This is a genomic window from Pseudomonas fluorescens (assembly GCF_018614775.1).
GTDB classification, from domain to species: Bacteria; Pseudomonadota; Gammaproteobacteria; order Pseudomonadales; family Pseudomonadaceae; genus Aquipseudomonas; species Aquipseudomonas fluorescens_BY.
The window spans coordinates 52,559-72,236 of the sequence record NZ_JAGGOF010000021.1 but is presented as its reverse complement, the minus strand read 5'-3'; the positions used below and the strand labels follow the sequence as shown (position 1 = coordinate 72,236).

Here is a 19,678-nt window from a genome sequence, read left to right as displayed (position 1 = left end):
ATGAGATGACAGGGGCTTTTTCTTGCCTGGGAAATGATCAGTCCCGATCACGCTCCAACAATGGCTTGAGGTAGTAGCCAGTGTAGGACTGCTTCATCTCGGCCACTTGTTCAGGCGTACCCACGGCAATGATCTGGCCGCCCTTGGAGCCACCCTCAGGCCCCAGGTCCACCAGCCAGTCGGCAGTCTTGATCACGTCCAGGTTATGTTCGATCACCACCACGGTGTTGCCGTGGTCGCGAAGTCGATGCAGCACGTCGAGCAGTTGCTGGATATCGGCGAAGTGCAGGCCTGTGGTCGGCTCATCGAGGATATACAGGGTCTTGCCGGTGTCGCGCTTGGACAGCTCGCGGGACAGCTTGACCCGCTGGGCTTCACCGCCGGACAAGGTCGTCGCCGACTGCCCCAGCTTGATGTACGACAGGCCCACGTCCATCAGCGTCTGGAGCTTGCGCGCCAATGCCGGCACTGCATCGAAGAACACCCGCGCCTCTTCAATGGTCATTTCAAGGGTTTCGTGGATGTTCTTGCCCTTGTACTTGATCTCCAGGGTTTCGCGATTGTAGCGCTTGCTCTTGCACACGTCGCACGGCACGTAGATGTCCGGCAGGAAGTGCATTTCCACCTTGATCAGGCCATCGCCCTGGCAAGCTTCGCAGCGCCCACCCTTGACGTTGAACGAGAACCGCCCCGGACCATAGCCCCGGGAGCGCGACTCCGGCACGCCGGCGAACAGTTCGCGGATCGGCGTGAACAACCCGGTGTAGGTTGCCGGGTTGGAGCGCGGCGTACGGCCGATCGGGCTCTGGTCGATGTCGACGACCTTGTCCAGGTGTTCCAGGCCCTTGATGCTGTCGTGGGCGGCAGCTTCCAGGGTGGTGGCACCGTTCAGGGCCGTGGCACTGAGGGGGAACAGGGTGTTGTTGATCAGCGTCGATTTGCCGGAGCCGGACACACCGGTAACGCAGGTCAGCAAGCCAATCGGGATTTCCAGATCGACGTTGCGCAAGTTGTTGCCGCGAGCGCCCTTGAGGGTCAACGACAGCTTCTTGTTACGCGGCGTTCGCTTGGCCGGGACCTTGATCTTCACCCGGCCCGACAGGTACTTGCCGGTCAGGGAGTCAGGATGGGCCATGACTTCGGCGGCGGTGCCCTGGGCCACGATATGCCCGCCATGCACGCCCGCCCCTGGACCGATGTCCACGACGTAGTCGGCCAGGCGGATCGCGTCTTCGTCGTGTTCGACCACGATCACCGTGTTGCCGATGTCCCGCAGGTGCTTGAGGGTGCCGAGCAGCCGATCGTTGTCGCGTTGGTGCAGGCCAATGGACGGCTCGTCGAGGATGTACATCACCCCGACCAGGCCGGCGCCGATCTGGCTCGCCAGGCGGATACGCTGGGCTTCGCCGCCGGACAGGGTGTCCGCGCTGCGATCAAGGGTCAGGTAGTCCAGCCCCACGTTCACCAGGAATTGCAGGCGTTCACTGATTTCCTTGAGGATCTTGTCGGCGATTTCACCGCGGCGGCCGGTGAGCTTCAGGCCGGCGAAGTACTCGGTGGCATCGCCGATCGGCAGGTTGGTCACTGCCGGCAGGGTCTTTTCACCGACCCACACATGCCGCGCCTCGCGCCGCAAGCGGGTGCCACGGCAATCGGGGCAAGGTTGGGTGCTGAGGAACTTGGCCAGTTCTTCGCGCACGCTGGCCGATTCGGTCTCGCGGTAGCGCCGCTCCAGGTTCGGCACGATGCCCTCGAACGGGTGGGAGCGCTTGACGATATCGCCACGGTCGTTGAGGTACTTGAAGTCGACGCTTTGCGAGCCGCTGCCGTGGAGGATGGATTTCTGCTGCTCGGCGGGCAGTTCGTTGAACGGCTTGTCCAGGCTGAACTTGTAATGGCTCGCCAGCGACCCGAGCATCTGGAAGTAATAGACGTTGCGCCTGTCCCAGCCGCGAATCGCACCTTCGGCCAGGGTCAGCTCGCCATTGACCAGGCGCTTGGTGTCGAAGAACTGCTTGACCCCCAGGCCATCGCAGGTCGGGCAGGCGCCGGCGGGGTTGTTGAAGGAGAACAGCTTGGGTTCCAGCTCGCTGATGGCGTGGCCGCAAATCGGACAGGCGAAGCGCGCGGAGAAAATGATTTCTTCGCCGGGCTCGTCGTCCATTGGCGCCACCAGGGCAATGCCGTCGGCCAGCTTCAGGGCGGTCTCGAAGGACTCGGCCAGCCGCTGCTGCAGGTCGGCGCGAACCTTGAAACGGTCGACCACCACATCGATCGAGTGCTTCTTCTGTTTATCCAGCTTCGGCAGTTCGTCCAGCTCGCAGAGCTTGCCGTTGACCCGGGCCCGCACGAAACCCTGGGCGCGCAGTTCTTCGAAGACCAGCAGGTGTTCGCCCTTGCGCTCGCGCACCACCGGGGCCAGCAGCATCAGCTTGCTGCCTTCGGGCTGGGCCAGCACCAGGTCGACCATCTGGCTGACGGTCTGGGCTTCCAGGGGAATGTCGTGGTCGGGGCAGCGGGGAATACCGACTCGCGCATACAGCAGGCGCAGGTAGTCGTAGATCTCGGTGATGGTACCGACGGTCGACCGCGGGTTATGGGAGGTCGATTTCTGTTCGATGGAAATCGCCGGCGACAGCCCTTCGATGGTGTCGACGTCGGGTTTTTCCATCATCGACAGGAACTGCCGGGCATAGGCCGACAGCGATTCGACATAGCGTCGCTGGCCTTCTGCGTACAGGGTGTCGAAAGCCAGCGATGACTTGCCGGATCCGGACAGGCCGGTGATGACGATCAGCTTGTCCCGTGGCAGGGTCAGGTCGATGTTCTTCAGGTTGTGGGTACGGGCCCCACGAATCAGGATCTTGTCCAAAGTGGCCTCGCTCGGCGGGCGTCGAAAACGTAGGAGTATACGGGCAAACACTGGATGGATGCACACTATTGAAAGTGCGTTTGCAGCTATACATGAAGACTGCGCGGCAAACCGTCGCCATATACCCCCTCAATCGATGGGACTGGTAGAATCGCCGCCGGTTCACATGAGGTTTTTCCATGCACGATCCCCACAGCGAACGCATGAGTAGCGGCGAGACCCGCGCAGCAGGCGGCCTTGCCCTGGTGTTCGCCTTCCGCATGCTGGGCATGTTCATGGTGTTGCCGGTGCTGGCGACCTATGGCATGGACCTGGCGGGCGCCACCCCGGCCCTCATCGGATTGGCAATTGGCGCCTATGGCCTGACCCAGGCGATTTTCCAGATCCCGTTCGGGATCATTTCCGATCGTATCGGCCGGCGTCCGGTCATCTACCTGGGGTTGATCGTCTTCGCTCTCGGCAGCGTACTGGCGGCCAACGCCGATTCGATCTGGGGCGTGATTGCCGGACGGGTCCTGCAAGGCGCCGGGGCCATTTCCGCGGCCGTCATGGCGCTGCTGTCGGATCTGACCCGCGAGCAGCACCGGACCAAGGCCATGGCCATGATCGGCATGACGATCGGCCTGTCGTTCGCCGTCGCCATGGTCGTAGGCCCGCTGTTGACCCGTGCGTTCGGCTTGTCGGGCCTGTTCCTGGCGACCGGCGGCATGGCGCTGGTCGGTATCCTGATCGTGGCGTTCATGGTGCCGCGTGCCACCGGGCCGTTGCAGCACCGTGAATCCGGGGTGGCGCGCCAGGCGCTGATCCCGACGCTCAAGCACCCGGACCTGCTGCGCCTGGACCTCGGCATTTTCGTGCTGCATGCCATGCTGATGTCCAGTTTCGTGGCTTTGCCACTGGCGCTGGTCGAGAAGGCCGGCCTGCCCAAGGAGCAGCACTGGTGGGTGTACCTGACTGCGCTGCTGATTTCGTTTTTCGCGATGATCCCGTTCATCATCTATGGCGAGAAGCGACGCAAAATGAAACGAGTTTTACTCGGCGCCGTCCTGACGCTGATGCTCACTGAGCTATTCTTCTGGCAGTTCGGCGATAGCTTGCGGGCCCTGGTGATCGGTACGGTGGTGTTCTTTACCGCGTTCAATCTGCTGGAAGCCTCGCTGCCGTCGCTGATCAGCAAGGTTTCACCGGCCGGCGGCAAGGGCACGGCAATGGGGGTTTACTCCACCAGCCAGTTCCTCGGTTCGGCGTTGGGCGGGATTCTCGGCGGTTGGCTGTTCCAGCATGGCGGTTTGTCGGTTGTGTTCCTGGGATGCGCCGCGCTGGCTGCACTTTGGCTGGTCTTTGCTGTTACCATGCGCGAACCTCCGTATGTGACGAGCCTGCGCTTGCCGTTGTCGCCCGAAGCCATCCGCGAAGCAGGCCTGACCGAGCGCCTCAAGGCCGTCGTTGGAGTAACCGATGCAGTGGTGGTCGCCGACGAAGCGGCCGTTTATATCAAACTGGACACCGAATTATTGGATCGTGCGACGCTCGAGCGCCTGGTGAACAACCCGGCCCCGACTCCGTGCGAAGCCTAGGAGAACGTTATGGCCCGTGGGGTTAACAAAGTCATATTGGTCGGCACTTGCGGCCAGGATCCCGAAGTTCGCTACCTGCCGAACGGCAACGCCGTGACCAACCTGAGTCTGGCGACCAGCGAACAGTGGACCGACAAGCAGACCGGCCAGAAGGTCGAGAAGACCGAATGGCACCGCGTGTCGATGTTCGGCAAAGTGGCGGAGATCGCCGGCGAATACCTGCGCAAGGGTTCGCAGGTGTACATCGAAGGCAAGCTGCAGACCCGCGAGTGGGAAAAAGACGGCATCAAGCGCTACACCACCGAAATCGTGGTCGACATGCAAGGCACCATGCAACTGCTGGGCGGTCGTCCACAGGGTGACCAGCAGCAAGGTGGCAACAACTACCAGCAATCGGCCCCGCGTCAGCAGGCACCACGTCCGCAATCGGCCCCTCAGCCACAGCGCGAGCGTCCGGCCCCACAGCAGGCCGCGCCGCAACCGGCTCCGGATTTCGACAGCTTCGACGACGATATTCCGTTCTAAAGCAGCGGGAAGCTTCAAGCCCTGAGCTTCAAGCTGAAAAAATAAAAACCGCGCCTGGATGGATTCCAGGCGCGGTTTTTTTTTACTTGCAGCTTAAAGCTGCGCCTGCCCCAGAAACTGCTCCGTGCTCACCATCCCCGCATAAGCAAAGCCCAGCGCCGCCATGAATGCCGCATGCACGTGAGCCGCAGGAACGACCACCCCGTTGAACTCCAGGTCGCGCGTCGCGCAGGCATCGTGGATCACGGTGACGCCATAGCCCAGGTCCGCCGCCGCACGGGTAATGCCGTCGACGCACATATGGCTCATGTTGCCGACGATGACCAACTGCTCGATGCCGTGGTGCTCAAGGATGGATTGCAATTCTGTGTCACGAAATGAGTTGACGAAGTGCTTGAGCACCACCGGTTCGTCGGCGCGATTGAGGACCTTGGGGTGCAACTGCGCGCCTTCGGAGCCTGGGGTGAAGAACGGCGCTTCGTCGGAGGTGAATTCGTGGCGAATGTGCACCACCTGGTTGCCGGCCTGGCGAAAGGCTTCGATCAACCGTGCGGCGTTGTCGGCGGCGGCGTCGGCGCCGACCAATGGCCATTTCCCTTGGGGGAAGTAGTCGTTCTGGATATCGACTACGATGAGCGCTTGCTTGGACATGAGGGTTTCCTTGATCAGTTTGGGTGTGGAGCCAGTATTGGCTTCTGCCATCGATTCGAGGATTGGCCGCAACGACAATAAGCGAGGGAAAACTGACAATGGCGCAGCAAAGGGCAGTCGCCGAGCTGGGGATATTGGTTTACCCCGGCGCACAGCTGGCGGCGGTGCACGGTTTGACCGATCTGTTTGCCGTGGCGCAGCGGATCGCGGCCGAGCAAGCCGGTGCGCAGTTGCCACGACTACGGGTGAGTCATTGGCGGGCGGAGACCGGCGAGTTACCGCAGCGGGTGTTCGACAGTGAGCCCGGCCCGGCGGGCAAACTGGTTGCGTTGCTGATTCCGCCGTCCATTGCCGGTTTCAGCGAAGGGCTGGTCTGCCCGGCGCTGATGGATTGGCTGCGCGCGCAACATGCCGGCGGCACGGTGCTGGGCGGGGTGTGCGTGGGCTCGATCCTGCTGGCGGAAAGCGGTTTGCTCGATGGGCGCAGCGCTACCACTCACTGGACGTCGGCCAAGACCTTTGCCGAGCGTTACCCGAAGATTAAACTCGACGCCGACAAACCCATCGTCGACGACGGCGACCTGATCACTTCTGCCGGGCTGATGGCTTGGTCGGAATTGGGCCTGCGGCTGGTGAACCGTCTGTTGGGCCCGAGCATCGCGACGCGCACGGCGCAATTCCTGGTGATCGAGCACAGCGACAGCGCGAGCGAGTGCGGCAGCAATTTCGCGCCCATTCTCGGGCATGGCGATGCGGCGATTCTCAAGGTCCAACATTGGTTGCAAGGCAGTGGCGCGGTGGACGTCTCCCTGGCGGCGATGGCTGAACAGGCCGGCCTGGAAGAGCGCACCTTCCTGCGCCGGTTTCGCAGCGCCACCGGTCTTAAACCGACCGAATACTGCCAGCACCTGCGGGTGGGCAAAGCCAGGGAAATGCTCGAGTTCACCAATGGCACCATTGATCACATTGCCTGGAGCGTCGGTTACCAGGACCCGAGTGCCTTTCGGGCGACCTTCAGGAAAATCACCGGTTTGGCGCCGAGTGATTATCGGGCGCGGTTCGGGGTGGGGCCGGGCGCTGCGAAATAACCGGACCTGTGGCGAAGGAGCTTGCTCCTTCGCCACAGGGTTGGGCGCCTGATCCAACGTATCGTGCAATTCGCGGGATCGCTGCCGTACGTCGTGCAGAATGAAACAGGCCAGGTGCCAATCATTTTGGCGCACCACACCGGTTTTCCTCGCCGCCAACGCTCTCGCCACACCGTTGGCCTGATCTCTGCACCTTGTTACCCACAGCCATCGAGCGCAGGTAAAAAAGGGCAACGCATGACGTCAGCCAATCGCAACAAAACGGTAATGGCCCTTTCGGTCAATCCTCACGCGCCGCTTCACGAAGTGGAAACCAACCGAGCGCTGGCCCGCTGGCTGGCGCAGATCCTCGGCCTGGAATACGGCGGCCCTCATGACCTGCAGCAACCTGCCGGGCAGAATCTGTACCTGTTGCCCACCCAAACCCTGATCGGCACCGCAAGCGCGCAACGCTTGGGCGTCAATGGGCCGGAAGATCTGTGGGGCGGTTTCGTCGAGCATGATTTCATTTGCACCAAGGCGATCACCCACGGTCTGTTGAACAAGGACGCAGTGGCGCCGGAGGGCTGGTCACCGCTGTTCGCCAAGTTGACCCGTGGTGCGGTGCTGGACGGCGTGACGGTGTTTTCCCTCAGGGATGCACGCTCGGCTGCCGAGCATCTGCTGTACACCGGGCCGATTCGTCTCAAGCCTATCCACGCCTGTGCCGGACGCGACCAACGGGTCATCAAGAGCCTGGCGCAGTTCGATGAAATGGCCGCCGGGCCCGAGGCCCAGGCACTGTTTCGCGACGGCGTGGTGCTGGAGCAGAACCTCAACGAGGTCAAGACCCAGAGCGTCGGCCAGAGCTTCATCAACGGCAAGGTCCTGAGTTATTGCGGTGTGCAACACCTGACCCAGGACAGCAAAGGGCTGGAGTTGTACGGCGGCTCGGACTTGCTGGTGGTGCAGGGCGGCTATATCGAACTGCTCAGGCTTGAACTGCCCGACGACGTGCGTGAGGCGGTGCGCTTGGCGCAGGTGTTCGATGCTGCGGCCAACCAGGCCTATCCGGGTTTTTATGCCTCCCGGCGCAATTACGACATTGCCCAAGGCCTCGATCACGCCGGCCAGGCCCGTGGCGGTGTGCTGGAACAGTCATGGCGCATGGGCGGGGCGAGCAGCGCCGAACTGGCGGCGCTGGAGGTGTTTGTCCTGGACCCCGCGACCAGCGTGGTGCAGGTGTCCTCGGTGGAAACCTACATCGACCAGCCGCTGCCCCAGGGAGCCAAAGAGGTGTATCGCGGCGCGGCGGACAATGGCGACTTCCTTCTCAAATACGTAACGGTTCAATCCTATGACGGCTAGAAGCGAAACCATTCAGATCGAGATCGACGATGAGCGGATGGACGGGACGTTCCTGAGCCCCAAGTCGAAGGTCCCCGGCGTGCTGTTCGTGCACGGTTGGGGCGGCAGCCAGGAGCGCGACCTGGAGCGGGCCAAGGGCATTGCCGGGCTGGGTTGCGTGTGCCTGACCTTTGACTTGCGCGGTCATACCGGCGGGGCGGGCATTCCCCTGGCCCGGGTCACCCGTGACGATAACCTGCGGGATTTGCTGGCGGCCTACGACCGGCTGCTGGCGCACCCGGCCCTGGACACCTCGGCGATTGCCGTGGTGGGCACCAGCTATGGCGGCTACCTGGCCTCGATCCTGACCTCGTTGCGCCCGGTGCGCTGGCTGGCCTTGCGGGTGCCAGCGCTGTACCGCGACGAGCAATGGCACACCCCCAAGCGTGACCTGGACAAGAGCGACCTGCTGGATTACCGCAGCACTCTGGTGCATGCCGGCACCAATCGGGCCTTGCACGCGTGTTCGCAGTTCACCGGCGATGTGTTGCTGGTGGAATCCGAGAGCGACGACCATGTACCCCACGCCACCATCATGAGCTACCGGGCGGCGTGTCAGCAGACGCATTCGTTGACTCATCGAATCATCGACGGCGCCGACCACGCCTTGAGCGACCCCGTGTCACAGCAGGCCTACACCTCGATCCTGGTGGACTGGATCACGGAAATGGTGGTCGGAGAGCGGTTGAGCATTATTCAGGAACGGTGATTTGTAGCGACAATGAGAGCCCTATCGCGAGCAGGCTCGCTCCCACAGGGATAGGCCACAGCAGATCCAATGTGGGAGCGAGCCTGCTCGCGATGAGGCCCGGCGAGGCAATCCATTATTCAGATTTATGACTTGAGCCCCGGCTTCACCCGCAACGCCTTGGCCTTCGCCTCGATCACCAGGTACATCACCACTGTGATCAACAACGGCAGGATGAAGTAGATCGCCCGATAGGCGATCAGCCCCGCCAGCAGGCTGCCTCGCGATACCTCATGTTGCAGCAACGCGATAAACACCGCCTCCAGCACCCCGAGCCCCGCCGGGATGTGGGTGATGACCCCGGCAATGCTGCTGATCAGCAACACCCCGAGCACTACCGGGTAGTCCAGTTTGCCGGGCAGCAAGGTGAAGATCACCGCCGCCATCAACGACCAGTTCAGCGCCCCCAGCGCCAGTTGCAGCACGGCCATGCGCAGCGACGGCAGGTTGATTTCCATGCCGCGAATCGTCCAGGCCCGGCGCTTGGAGAAGCGGCAGGCCACGAGGTAACCCGCGCTCGCCAGCAGCAACAGCACGCCCACGCCCTGCAACGCTCCGCTGCTGAGTTTCCAGCCCGGTGGCATCGTCACCAGGCCGCTGCTGAACACCACGCCCGCCAGGGTCATGTAGCCGAACCAGTTGGTGGCCAGGCTCAGCCCGAGAATCTTGGCGATGTTGCCCGTGCTGACCCCCAGCCGCGAATACAGTCGATAACGCATGGCGATACCGCCGACCCAGGCACTGAGGTTGAGGTTGAAGGCATAGCTGATCACCCCCACTGGCAGGATCTGCCGCCAGCCGAGTTTCTGGCGGATATAGGTACGGCCGATCAGATCGAAGCAGGCGTAGGTGATGAAGCTGGCAACGGTCAACGCGCCGGCGATGATCAAGGTCCGCACCTTGAAATCGGCCAGGGTGTCGAACACTTCGGACCAGTCGATGCGCCGGGCCAGGGTGGTGAACAACACGATCAGCAGCAGGAAGAACACCACCGTCAGCGGGCGTTTCCAGCGGCCCCAGCGCGACTTGGGCTGGCTCTCGTTCCGGGCCTGGGCATCGCTTGGCGCGGTGTGCGCCTCAGAGTGGTTCATGGGGTTCGCTCCGAACCGCCGTCGGCGGCGCAAAAGGTTTCAGACGCGGTTTATGGGCCGGCAACCAACCGGCCCAGGCCGGAAAGTGGCGCAAGAAGTGGAACACCATGAAACCGATGGTCATGCGCCAGATCAGGCCGCGCTTGGCTTGGTTTTCGCGCATGACGGTGCAATGGTTGCGGCTCAGGTACTCGAGGCGCTCGTACAATTCACGGTTGAACGCGCGGTCGCGGATCAGCACGTTGGCTTCCAGGTTCAAGGACAGGCTCAGCGGGTCCAGGTTGCTCGAACCGACGGTGCTCCAGTCCTCATCCACCAGGGCGACCTTGCCGTGCAGCGGCCGCTCGCAATATTCGTAGATCACCACACCGGCCTTGAGCAGGTAGCCATAGAGCATTCGCGCCGCGAGCTTGGCGATCATCATGTCCGGTTGCCCTTGCAGGATCAGCCGCACTTCCACCCCCCGACGCGCCGCGTTGCGCATTTCGCGCAGCAACCGAAAGCCGGGGAAGAAATAGGCGTTGGCGATCACCACGCGACGCTGGGCGCTGCGCAGCACTTGCAGGTAGACCTCTTCGATGTCGGTCTGGTGATCGTGGTTATCGCGATAGACCAGGCGCACCTGGCCATCGTGATCAGTGAAGGCCAATTCGTTGCGGCGGCTGCGGCGCCGTTGCCACCAGTATTTCGCCCGACCCGGCCGGCCACTCTGCATCAGGGCGAAGTGATGGATATCGACCACCGCCGGGCCTTTGATTTCCACCGAGTAATCCTGCTTGGCCTCGGGGCCGAAATCGCCCAGATGGTCGGCGGAAAAATTGATCCCGCCAATGAATGCGATCACGCCATCGACCACCACCACCTTGCGGTGCAGGCGCCGGAACCAGTTGGTGCGGATCCCGAGGTGAAGGGGCGCGGGGTCGAACATTTGCAGGCGCACGCCGGCATCGCTTAACGACGCGAGGAAATCCGGCGTCAGCTCGCCACAGCCGAAGCCGTCCAGGCTCAGGGTAACGCGCACACCTCGCTGGGCGGCGTCCACCAGCAGGTCGCGCAGTTCGTTGCCGACCTTGTCCTCGAACAGGATGAAGGTCTCGATAAGCACTTCCTGCTCGGCCCGGCGGATGGCCTCGAACACCCGCGGGAAATACTCCTCGCCGTTCTCCAGCAGGGTGACGCGGTTGTTGCCGTGCCAGGCGTATTCAACGTCCACCCGCGCCGGGTTGCGCTCAGTGGGCGGCGCATCGACTTGTTCGACTGTCGCCTTGTTCATGGTCGCGCTCATAGTTCGATCTCCACCGACAGCGGTGCGTGGTCGGAAAGGTGCGACCAGGGGCGGACGTTCAGCACCTGGGCGTGACGGGCCTTGAGGTTGCGCACGTAGATGCGGTCCAGGCGCAGCAGGGGCAGGCGTGCCGGAAAGCTGCGCGCCGGCTTGCCCCATTGTTCGGCGAACACCTCGCGCAGGCCGCAAGGTTGGAGCAGTTCGCTGGCCTTGCCGCGCCAGTCGTTGAAATCGCCTGCGACGATCACCGGCGCCTCGGGCGGCAACTCGCTTAACCTTTGGCAAAGCAGTTTCAGCTGCTCGATCCGATGGCTTTCGCGCAGCCCGAGGTGTACGCAAATCGCGTGGATGTGCGGTCCTTCGTCGCTGTCGCCCGGCAGGCGCAGCACGCTGTGAAGCATGCCGCGGCTTTCGTGGCCGCTGATGGACACGTCCAGGTTTTCGTGGCGCACGATCTGGAATTTCGACAGCAACGCATTGCCGTGGTCGCCCGCCGGGTACACCGCGTTGCGCCCGTAGGCGAACTGCGGCCAGAGGCTGTCGGCGAGGAATTCGTATTGGGGCATGCTCGGCCAGTTGGCAAAACGCTGGGGGTGGTGTTCGTGGGTGCCGTGGACTTCCTGCAAAAACACCACATCGGCGGACACGCTGCGCACGGCTTCGCGCAGTTCCGGCAGGATGAAGCGACGGTTCAATGCCGTGAAGCCTTTATGGGTGTTGACCGTCAGCACGGTGAAGCGGTTGGTGGGCGCCTGCTCCGGGGCAGCGCTTTGAGTCGGCTCGCGGGTTGCTTCGGTGGACTCGGGAGCGCTCATGGCAAGACCCCCTCGGCCGGAAGCACACCGGGTGCGGTGGCAAGGTCCCGGGTCAGGTCGAAGCGGCCCAGCAAGTGGCGCGCGTCATAGGGCGCGCGGACCTTGATGTCGTTGTCGAAGTAGCAGAACACTTGCCGGCTCTTGCGCGCCCGCGGTTTCTTCTTCGGGTCGATCAACTGAGCGTCGTCCGGCTGCGTGCCGTGGCTCCAGGCTTCGATCCGGTCACCCCAGCGTTTCAGCGCGGCATCGGTGTAGCCGCTGGCGTACAGCTCTTCGGCACCGTGCAGGCGGATGTAGATAAAGTCGCTGGTGACGTCTTCGCGATAGGGCCATTTGCCGGCGGTGTCGGCGATCACCAGGGCCACGTCATAGCGCTTGAGCAGGGTGATGAAGAGCGGGTCGATGAAGCTTTCATGACGGATTTCGACGGCGTGGCGCAGCGGCCGTTTTTTATCCGCCGTGGTGCTGGCGTGACCGTCCAGGCGCGGCTCATGTTCGCGGGCGAAAGCCGCGGCGCCTTCGGTGTCGTGGGGCAATTGCTTGAGAAAGGCCTCGAACAGTTCCGGGTCGAATTTGAAGCTCGGTGGAAACTGCCAGAGAATCGGGCCGAGTTTTTCCTTGAGCTCCAGGATGCCGGAGGCGAAGAAATTCGCCATGGGCTTGTGCACGTCACGCAGGCGCTTGATGTGGGTGATGAACCGCGGCGCCTTGACGCTGAACACAAAGCCCGACGGCGTCTCGGCGTACCACTGGGCATACCGTTCGGGACGTTGCAGGGCGTAGAACGATCCATTGATTTCGATGCTGTTGACCGCTCGCGAGGCGAATTGCAATTCACGCTTCTGAGTCAGCCCCTTCGGGTAGAAATCCCCGCGCCAGGGCGTGTAGCGCCAACCGGAAATACCAATGTGGATCGCCGTCATGTGTCCCTCCCGTGCCAATGACCTCGTACCGCCTGTGTCTTGTGATGACTGTCGGGTGGGGCAGAAAGTTTCGGCGGAGTGCCGGGCGGTGAAGGCGGGCAAGGTTTTGTCTAATCATTCCCACGCTCTGCGTGGGAATGCAGCCTGGGACCGCTCTGCGTCCCCAAAGCCGAACGCGGGAACGATGCGCTGACCGAACTTGCCGGCCCATTGTTGATCAGTTCCTTACCGACCCCCCATGAAGGAGCCCCGCGTCTTGTCTCGATTGAGCGCTGCATTCCTGCTGATCCTGCTGGCGTTGACCGGCAACATCGCCCTTGGCGCGCCGGCCGTGCCCGGCACGCCGGCGGCCACTGAAGCCCCCGCTGAGCCCGAGCCACTGGTACAGGGCGGCCTGCTGGGCGCCATCAGTTCGAGCATCGACGATGTCCAGGACAAACTCGACCTCAACCAGAGCCTGGTGGACGCCTGGCGCCTGCGGGCGGATCGGGCGGCGGACGAAGTGGATCGGCTGGTGGACCAGACGTCCCGTTCCTCCTGGCGGGTGGCCGGGGACTTCCTGTTGTTGTCGGGTGTCTGGATCGGCGCTTTTGCGTTGATCTGGGCGGGCGCGCGGCTGTTGGTGCGACGCCTCGGCCAGCGCCGCTGGCTGCGCACCCGTCAGCGGCTCCACGACTTGCTCGGTTATCTGCTGCCTTACACTGTGCCGGCGCTGGTCTGCCTGCCGCTGACCCTGTACGTCAGCCACTTCTTGCAGGTTTCGGTCGGGCGCGCCCTGGCGCTGTGTTTCGCCTACGCCACCAGCAGCGGCATCTTCTCCACCTCGGTGCTGCTCTGCGTGATCGTGATGTTCAATGCCGGTCACAAACGTCGGGCGGTGGCGATGATCCGGCGCTTCAGCCCTCGACCGCTGTTCATGATCGGCTTTCTCGCGGCCCTCAGCGACGCCCTGACCAGCCCGCAGATCGCCCGGCAGCTGGGCGGCAATATCACCAGCAGCGTCGCGGTATTCACCGGCTTGTTCGCATCGGTGATCTTTGGCTGGCTGGTGATTCGCATGCGCCGGCCGGTGGCGCACCTGATCCGCAACCGGCCGCTGGCCCAGCGCTTGAAGCAACCGGCCTTGCAGGAATCCCTGCGGATTTTTTCCGGGCTCTGGTATTGGCCGATCCTGCTGATGGTGCTGGTGTCGGCGGTGAGTCTGATCGGCGTCGGCGAGGACAATCAGAAGGCCCTGCGTTGCGCGTTGTTCACTACGATCCTGCTGATCGCGATGGTGTTTCTCAGCACGGTGTTCCAGCACGTCTTCAAGTCGCCCAAGGTCGAGACCCTCCAGCGCAACAGCGCCTACAAGGGCCGACTGCTGAGCCTGGTGCATGCGTTGTTGCGGATCGTCATGGCAGTGGCGTTCATTGAAATCCTCGGGCGGATCTGGGGGATTTCGCTGTTCGAATTCGCCTCGCGCAACGCCGTCGGGCGCGCGATCAGCGATTCCTTGAGCCGCATCGGCTTGATCTTCCTGGTGACCTGGTTGACGTGGGTGGTGCTCGACACGGCCATCCAGGAGGCCTTGAAGCCGCCGCTGAACAAGCGTGGGGCACGCCAGCCCAGCACGCGGATCAAGACCATCCTGCCGCTGTTGCGCAACGCGGCAAAAATCATCCTGGTGGTGATCTGCGCGATCACCACCATGGCCAACCTGGGCATCAACGTCGCACCGTTGCTGGCCGGTGCCGGGGTGGTGGGATTGGCGATCGGCTTCGGTTCGCAGCAACTGGTGCAGGACGTCATCACCGGATTGTTCATCATCATCGAGGACACGTTGTCCATCGGCGACTGGGTGGTGCTCGACTCCGGCCACGCCGGCACCGTCGAGGGCTTGACCATCCGCACCCTGCGCCTGCGCGATGGCAAGGGTTTCGTGCATTCGGTGCCGTTTGGCCAGATCAAGGCCGTGACCAACCAATCCCGGCAATTCGCCTTTGCATTTTTCTCCGTGCAGTTCACCTACGACACCGACGTGGACCAGGCCATCGAGTTGATCCGCGAAGCCGGGCGTTCGATCTCCGAGGACCCGTTCCTCAAGTTCAACCTGCAAGGGCCGCTGGACGTGTTCGGCGTGGACCGGATGGACCTCAACGGCGTGGTCCTCACTGCGCAGTTCCGCACGGTGTCCGGCGGGCAATACGCGGTGAGCCGGGCGTTCAACCAGCGGCTGAAGAAGCTTGTGGATAACAATCCGGCGGTGCATTTTGCGCAGACTTATCCACAGCAGGTGATGGTGCCGAAGCGGTTGGTTGAAGCGCCCGAGGAAGGGGACGGGTTGCCCGAGCAACCTTGATCGTTCCCCCTGTGGGAGCGAGCCTGCTCGCGATGAGGCCCGCCCAGACACCCTCAACCTTTCTGGATGAGCTTGCTACGCACCTCAGCCGTCGCCTGCACATCCAATTCCAACCAGAAATGCAACTTACCGGCAATCTGCGCAGCCGCCGGCAATCCATCCCGATACACCAGACGATTACTCGCCAGCGCCGGCACTTTCGCCCCCGGCAGCAAGGTGCCGGCGAGGTTCAGCGGGTCGACACCACACACAGCAATCACGCTGCCATCGCCAGGACGGCGACGCACTTCGCGCAGCAGCGGGATGGCTTCGGGCAGGGCGAACTGTTCGCCCGCCAGCCCACTGACGAAGCGCCCGCCGCGAATTTCACCGCGTGCCTCCAGGCGATGGAACGTGCGCAGCAACTCCCGCCAGCTCGGCAGCCAGTCGGCCTCCCGTTCCAGCAGGCGCCAGAACACCACGCCGTAACGGCGCAGCAAGGTCATGGCGATGTGTTCCAGGGTCTCGGGCGGCGTGGGCGCGGGGCGGTTGCCTTCTGTCGGTGCGGGCTGGCTGCGGCGCAATAACGCCCAGCGACCGGCGTCGTCCATGCCGCCGACAAACGCCCCGCGCCCGCGTCGACTGCTGCGGGCCTGGCGTTTGCTGGCGGGGGTGATCAGCGCGCGCAAGCCGGCGAAACTGTCGGCGTTCACCAGACCGGCGCCCACCAGTTCCTGCAAGGCAATTTCCAGTTCGGCGCCCAGCAGGTGGGCTTCGTGCAGCAGCTCATCAAAAAACAGGGCGCCGTGGTCGCGGAGGGCCTGATGGACTTTTTGCGTCTTGGGCGACAGCTCGCTGAACGGTGTCTGCTCGGCCAGATTGCTCCACAGCGCAACCTGATTGCGCGGCAACAACACCACTGGCGTGCTGCGCAGGGCGCTGGCCGAGAGCTTCTGCCGCGCGCTCAGGCGCGTCCAGACCAGTTTGCCGCTGCGACACAACTCATCGAGCCAGCTCGGCGAATAATCCTTGATCCGTCCGGGCAGCAGGTCGCTGTCCCAGGCCGAGGCAGCGGCCGGGTAGCCTTCGAACTGGCTGATGATCGACGGCAGCACCGCGCTGCCCCGACCTTGGGTCGACGGCGACAGGTGCTGCCAGTCGAACAGGAACCGCATGAAGTCCTGCAGCATCACCGGCTCGATTTCCCGGCGCAGGCGCTTGACGGTGTAGCGATGGATACGCGCGAGCAAATGCCGCTCGCACCATTCCTCCTGGCCGGTCCCCGGCGTGAACCGGCCGCGCAGCACATAGCCTTGCTGCTCCAGATGCGCCAGGGCCTGGGTGGCTTGCGCAGTGGTCAATCCCAGCGGGTAGGCGATGGCCTTCAAGGGCAACGGGCCAAACGCGCTGAGCCGGGCGCGGAGCAGTTCCAACACGGCCTCATCGCTGTCCCAGGCTTCATCGAACCCGGCCAGGGCCGTCAACGGCGGCTGCCAGTGCGCCTGTGGATAAATCGCTTGCAGGCAGGTCAGTCGCTCCAGCGCCACCCACAGGCCGCGTTCGGCGCTGATCTGCACGCGGCTGGCCCGGCCACGTTCCGCCAGTGTCTGCAACCAGTCCAGCCATGACGGGTGGGCGCTGGCTTCGCTGTCGGCGATGCCGGCCAGGCTCATCAGTGCTTCGTGCATTTCATCGAGGTTGGCCGGCGTCGGCCAGGCTTCGTCCCGCACCGACTGGATGGCCTCGGCATCCAGCGCACCCAAGTCATCGGTGGATTGCGGATCGCTCCAGCGCCGGTTGATCACCGCCTGGGTCCGGCGTTCCTCCAGCGGCGCGTCATCGAGGAAGGTGTAGGGTCGGGCGCTGAGGATTTCGGCCGCCAGGGGCGAAGGCGCGGGCAGGTCTCGGCTGATCAGGCGAACTTCGCCAGCTTCCATGCGCCGCAACAGCGCCAGCCAGCCATCACAATCCATGGCTTCGTGCAGACAATCGTCGAGGGTCTGCTCCACCAGTGGGTGATCGGGGATTTCCCGCTCGCCGGCAAGATTCTCCAGGCAGGCGATCTGGTCGGGGAACACACTGGCGATCAGGTCTTCGCTTTTCATCCGCTGGATCTGCGGCGCGACTTTTCGCCCACCGGTGTAGCGTGGCAAGGCCAGGGCCACACCGGCGTTCCAGCGCCAGCGCACGCCGAACAACGGCGCGTCGAGCACGGCCTGGATCAGAAGCTGTTCGCCGCTCTGGCTGTTGAGGTAGCGCCAGACTTCATCCAGTTCGAAGCTGTGGCTGGTGGACAGCGACAGCACGATGGCGTCTTCGCTGGCGGCGGCCTGCAACTCGAAGTTGAAGGTGCGGCAGAAGCGCTTGCGCAGGGCCAGGCCCCAGGCGCGGTTGATGCGGCTGCCGAAGGGCGTGTGGATGATCAGTTGCGTGCCGCCGGATTCGTCGAAGAACCGCTCCATCAACAGCGTGTCCTGGGACGGCAGCGCCCCGAACGCCAGGCGTGCCGGGGCCAGGTAATCCAGCAGTTGTTCGGCGCTGGCCAGGTTCAGGTTCAACGTGTCGGTGAGCCAGTCGAGGGCCGGTTGCAGGTTGCCCGGCGTGGCGCTGAGCAACTGGTCCAGCTGGGCTTGCAGGCGCGCCACGGCCAGGGACAGTTCGGCGCTGCGCCCCGGGGCCTCGCCGAGCCAGAACGGGATGGTCGGCGGCTGGCCCTGGGCGTCCTCGACGCGCACCCGGCCGCTCTCGACGCGAATGATGCGGTACGAGGTATTGCCCAACTGGAACACGTCGCCGGCAATGCTTTCCACGGCGAAGTCTTCGTTGACGCTGCCGATGTTCAAGCCTTGGGGTTCGAGCAGCACGCTGTAGTCGGCGTTGTCCGGGATGGTCCCGCCGCTGGTCACGGCGGTCAGTTTGCTGCCCCGGCGCCCGCGCAGGGTGCGGGTGACGGCGTCGCGGTGCAGGTAGGCGCTGCGTATGCCCTGACGGCCATTGAGGCCTTCGGCGAGCATCTGCAGCAACGCCTGGTAGTGGCCGTCGTCGAGTTCCGCATAGGGCGAGGCGCGGCGGAACATGTCCAGCAGCGCCTGTTCCTGCCATTCCTGGCAGCTGACCTCGGCGACGATCTGCTGGGCCAGCACGTCCAGCGGCGCCTTGGGAATGTGCAGGATATCCAGTTCGCCCCGGCGCACGCAGTCGAGCAGGGCTGCGCACTCGATCAAGTCGTCGCGGGTGGTGGCAAACAACCGCCCCTTGGGCGTGCCACCCACCTGGTGCCCGGAGCGCCCGACCCGTTGCAGGAACGCCGAGATCGAACGGGGCGAGGCGATCTGGCACACCAGGTCGACATCGCCAATGTCGATGCCCAGTTCCAGGGACGCGGTGGCGATCAGCACCTGCAATTCACCGCGCTTGAGGCGTTGTTCGGCGTCGAGGCGAAACTCCTTTGCCAGGCTGCCGTGGTGGGCCGCCACGGCGCCCTTGCCCAAACGCTCGCTCAGATGACGGCTCAGGCGCTCGGCCAGGCGTCGGGTATTGACGAATACCAGGGTGGTGCGGTGTTCCCGGGCCAGGTCGGCGAGGCGATTGTAGACCAGTTCCCAGACATCGTTGGCCATCACCGCCGAAAGCGGCACTGGCGGCACCTCGATGTCCAGGTCCCGGGGGCGGGCGTGGCCGATGTCGACGATTTCACAGGGGCGACCGTGGCCCACGAGAAAACGCGACACCGCCTCGATGGGCTTTTGCGTGGCGGACAGGCCGATGCGCACCACCGGTTCGGCACACAGCGCTTGCAGGCGCTCCAGGCTCAAGGCCAGGTGACTGCCGCGTTTGCTGGCGGCGATGGCGTGGATTTCGTCGACAATCACCGTGCGGGTGCTGCCGAGCATCTGCCGGCCGGAATCGGAACCGAGCAGCACGTAGAGCGATTCGGGGGTGGTCACCAGGATATGCGGCGCGGTCTTGCGCATCGCCGTGCGGTCTTTCTGCGGCGTGTCGCCGGTGCGCACGGCGGTGGTGATCTGCAGGGGCGGCAGGTTCATTTGCCGCAGCTGTTCGGTGATGCCGGCCAGGGGATTTTGCAGGTTGATCTGGATGTCGTTGCTCAAGGCCTTGAGCGGCGAGACGTAGACCACCAGGGTCTGGTCCGGCAGGCCGCCCTGTTCCAGGCCGCGGTGCACCAGGTCATCGAGCACGGCGAGAAACGCTGTCAGGGTCTTGCCCGAGCCGGTGGGCGCCGCCACCAGGGTCGAGCGGCGCTGGCCGATCAACGGCCACGCCTGGGCCTGGGCGGCCGTGACCGCCGGGAAAGTCTGGCTGAACCAGGCGCGGACGGCGGGGTGAAAGCCTGCCATGGCGTGGTCGGCTGTGAGGGGCAGATTCATAGGGGCAGT

Annotated in this window: 13 protein-coding genes; 6 read left to right on the top strand and 7 right to left on the bottom strand. The window is 63.8% G+C overall.

Going from position 1 to position 19,678, the window contains the following annotated elements; translation table 11 throughout:
• Positions 1 to 37: 37 nt before the first annotated feature.
• Positions 38 to 2,872: an excinuclease ABC subunit UvrA gene (uvrA, locus tag J7E36_RS06180; protein WP_215000978.1), complete on the bottom strand. Its 2,835-nt coding sequence runs from the start codon at positions 2,870 to 2,872 to the stop codon at positions 38 to 40.
• 179 nt (positions 2,873 to 3,051) lie between these two features.
• Between uvrA and J7E36_RS06175 the strand changes: the two genes are divergently transcribed.
• Together J7E36_RS06175 and J7E36_RS06170 are read left to right on the top strand one after the other, a co-directional pair.
• The gene (locus J7E36_RS06175; protein ID WP_215000975.1) at positions 3,052 to 4,449 is read left to right on the top strand and encodes an MFS transporter; all 1,398 of its coding nucleotides are present in this window, start codon (positions 3,052 to 3,054) and stop codon (positions 4,447 to 4,449) included.
• Between the two features lie 9 nt (positions 4,450 to 4,458).
• Entirely contained in the window at positions 4,459 to 4,974 is a 516-nt protein-coding gene (locus J7E36_RS06170) for a single-stranded DNA-binding protein (protein WP_024778338.1), read from the top strand.
• A gap of 93 nt (positions 4,975 to 5,067) precedes the next feature.
• On the opposite strand, the gene J7E36_RS06165 is transcribed toward J7E36_RS06170, so the two are convergent.
• Positions 5,068 to 5,625, bottom strand: a complete 558-nt coding sequence (locus J7E36_RS06165; RefSeq protein WP_215000972.1) for a cysteine hydrolase family protein — start codon at positions 5,623 to 5,625, stop codon at positions 5,068 to 5,070.
• Between the two features lie 98 nt (positions 5,626 to 5,723).
• Here J7E36_RS06165 and J7E36_RS06160 point away from each other — a divergent pair, with 98 nt between their 5' ends.
• The 3 genes from J7E36_RS06160 to J7E36_RS06150 all read left to right on the top strand — a co-directional run bounded on the left by J7E36_RS06160 (position 5,724) and on the right by J7E36_RS06150 (position 8,808).
• The gene (locus J7E36_RS06160) at positions 5,724 to 6,713 is read left to right on the top strand and encodes a GlxA family transcriptional regulator (RefSeq protein WP_215000969.1); all 990 of its coding nucleotides are present in this window, start codon (positions 5,724 to 5,726) and stop codon (positions 6,711 to 6,713) included.
• 237 nt (positions 6,714 to 6,950) lie between these two features.
• On the top strand, positions 6,951 to 8,060 hold the full coding sequence (locus J7E36_RS06155) for a DUF3182 family protein (protein WP_215000966.1): 1,110 nt from the start codon (positions 6,951 to 6,953) through the stop codon (positions 8,058 to 8,060).
• The gene (locus tag J7E36_RS06150; protein WP_215000963.1) at positions 8,050 to 8,808 is read left to right on the top strand and encodes an alpha/beta hydrolase family protein; all 759 of its coding nucleotides are present in this window, start codon (positions 8,050 to 8,052) and stop codon (positions 8,806 to 8,808) included. Before J7E36_RS06155 ends, J7E36_RS06150 begins: the two co-directional genes overlap by 11 nt.
• A 125-nt stretch (positions 8,809 to 8,933) precedes the next feature.
• Here the strand turns inward: J7E36_RS06150 and J7E36_RS06145 are convergent, their stop codons facing one another.
• The 4 genes from J7E36_RS06145 to J7E36_RS06130 are packed head-to-tail and all read right to left on the bottom strand — an operon-like array spanning position 8,934 to position 12,961.
• Positions 8,934 to 9,938 carry a lysylphosphatidylglycerol synthase domain-containing protein gene (locus J7E36_RS06145; RefSeq protein ID WP_215000960.1) on the bottom strand — a complete coding sequence of 335 codons (1,005 nt, stop codon included), beginning with the start codon at positions 9,936 to 9,938 and terminating at the stop codon, positions 8,934 to 8,936.
• A complete protein-coding gene (gene clsB, locus J7E36_RS06140) occupies positions 9,925 to 11,223 on the bottom strand; it encodes a cardiolipin synthase ClsB (RefSeq protein ID WP_215000957.1) in 1,299 nt (432 codons plus the stop codon). Before clsB ends, J7E36_RS06145 begins: the two co-directional genes overlap by 14 nt.
• On the bottom strand, positions 11,220 to 12,038 hold the full coding sequence (locus J7E36_RS06135; protein WP_215000954.1) for an endonuclease/exonuclease/phosphatase family protein: 819 nt from the start codon (positions 12,036 to 12,038) through the stop codon (positions 11,220 to 11,222). The genes clsB and J7E36_RS06135 overlap by 4 nt, the downstream gene beginning before the upstream one ends.
• Complete coding sequence (locus J7E36_RS06130) at positions 12,035 to 12,961, bottom strand: DUF72 domain-containing protein (RefSeq protein WP_215000951.1); 927 nt, start codon at positions 12,959 to 12,961, stop codon at positions 12,035 to 12,037. Before J7E36_RS06130 ends, J7E36_RS06135 begins: the two co-directional genes overlap by 4 nt.
• Before the next feature lie 256 nt (positions 12,962 to 13,217).
• Here J7E36_RS06130 and J7E36_RS06125 point away from each other — a divergent pair, with 256 nt between their 5' ends.
• The gene (locus J7E36_RS06125) at positions 13,218 to 15,302 is read left to right on the top strand and encodes a mechanosensitive ion channel family protein (protein WP_215000949.1); all 2,085 of its coding nucleotides are present in this window, start codon (positions 13,218 to 13,220) and stop codon (positions 15,300 to 15,302) included.
• A 53-nt stretch (positions 15,303 to 15,355) separates the two neighbouring features.
• Here J7E36_RS06125 and J7E36_RS06120 read toward each other — a convergent pair whose 3' ends face one another.
• Positions 15,356 to 19,669, bottom strand: coding sequence for an Lhr family helicase (locus J7E36_RS06120; protein ID WP_215000946.1), 4,314 nt, complete (start codon positions 19,667 to 19,669; stop codon positions 15,356 to 15,358).
• Positions 19,670 to 19,678: the final 9 nt, after the last annotated feature.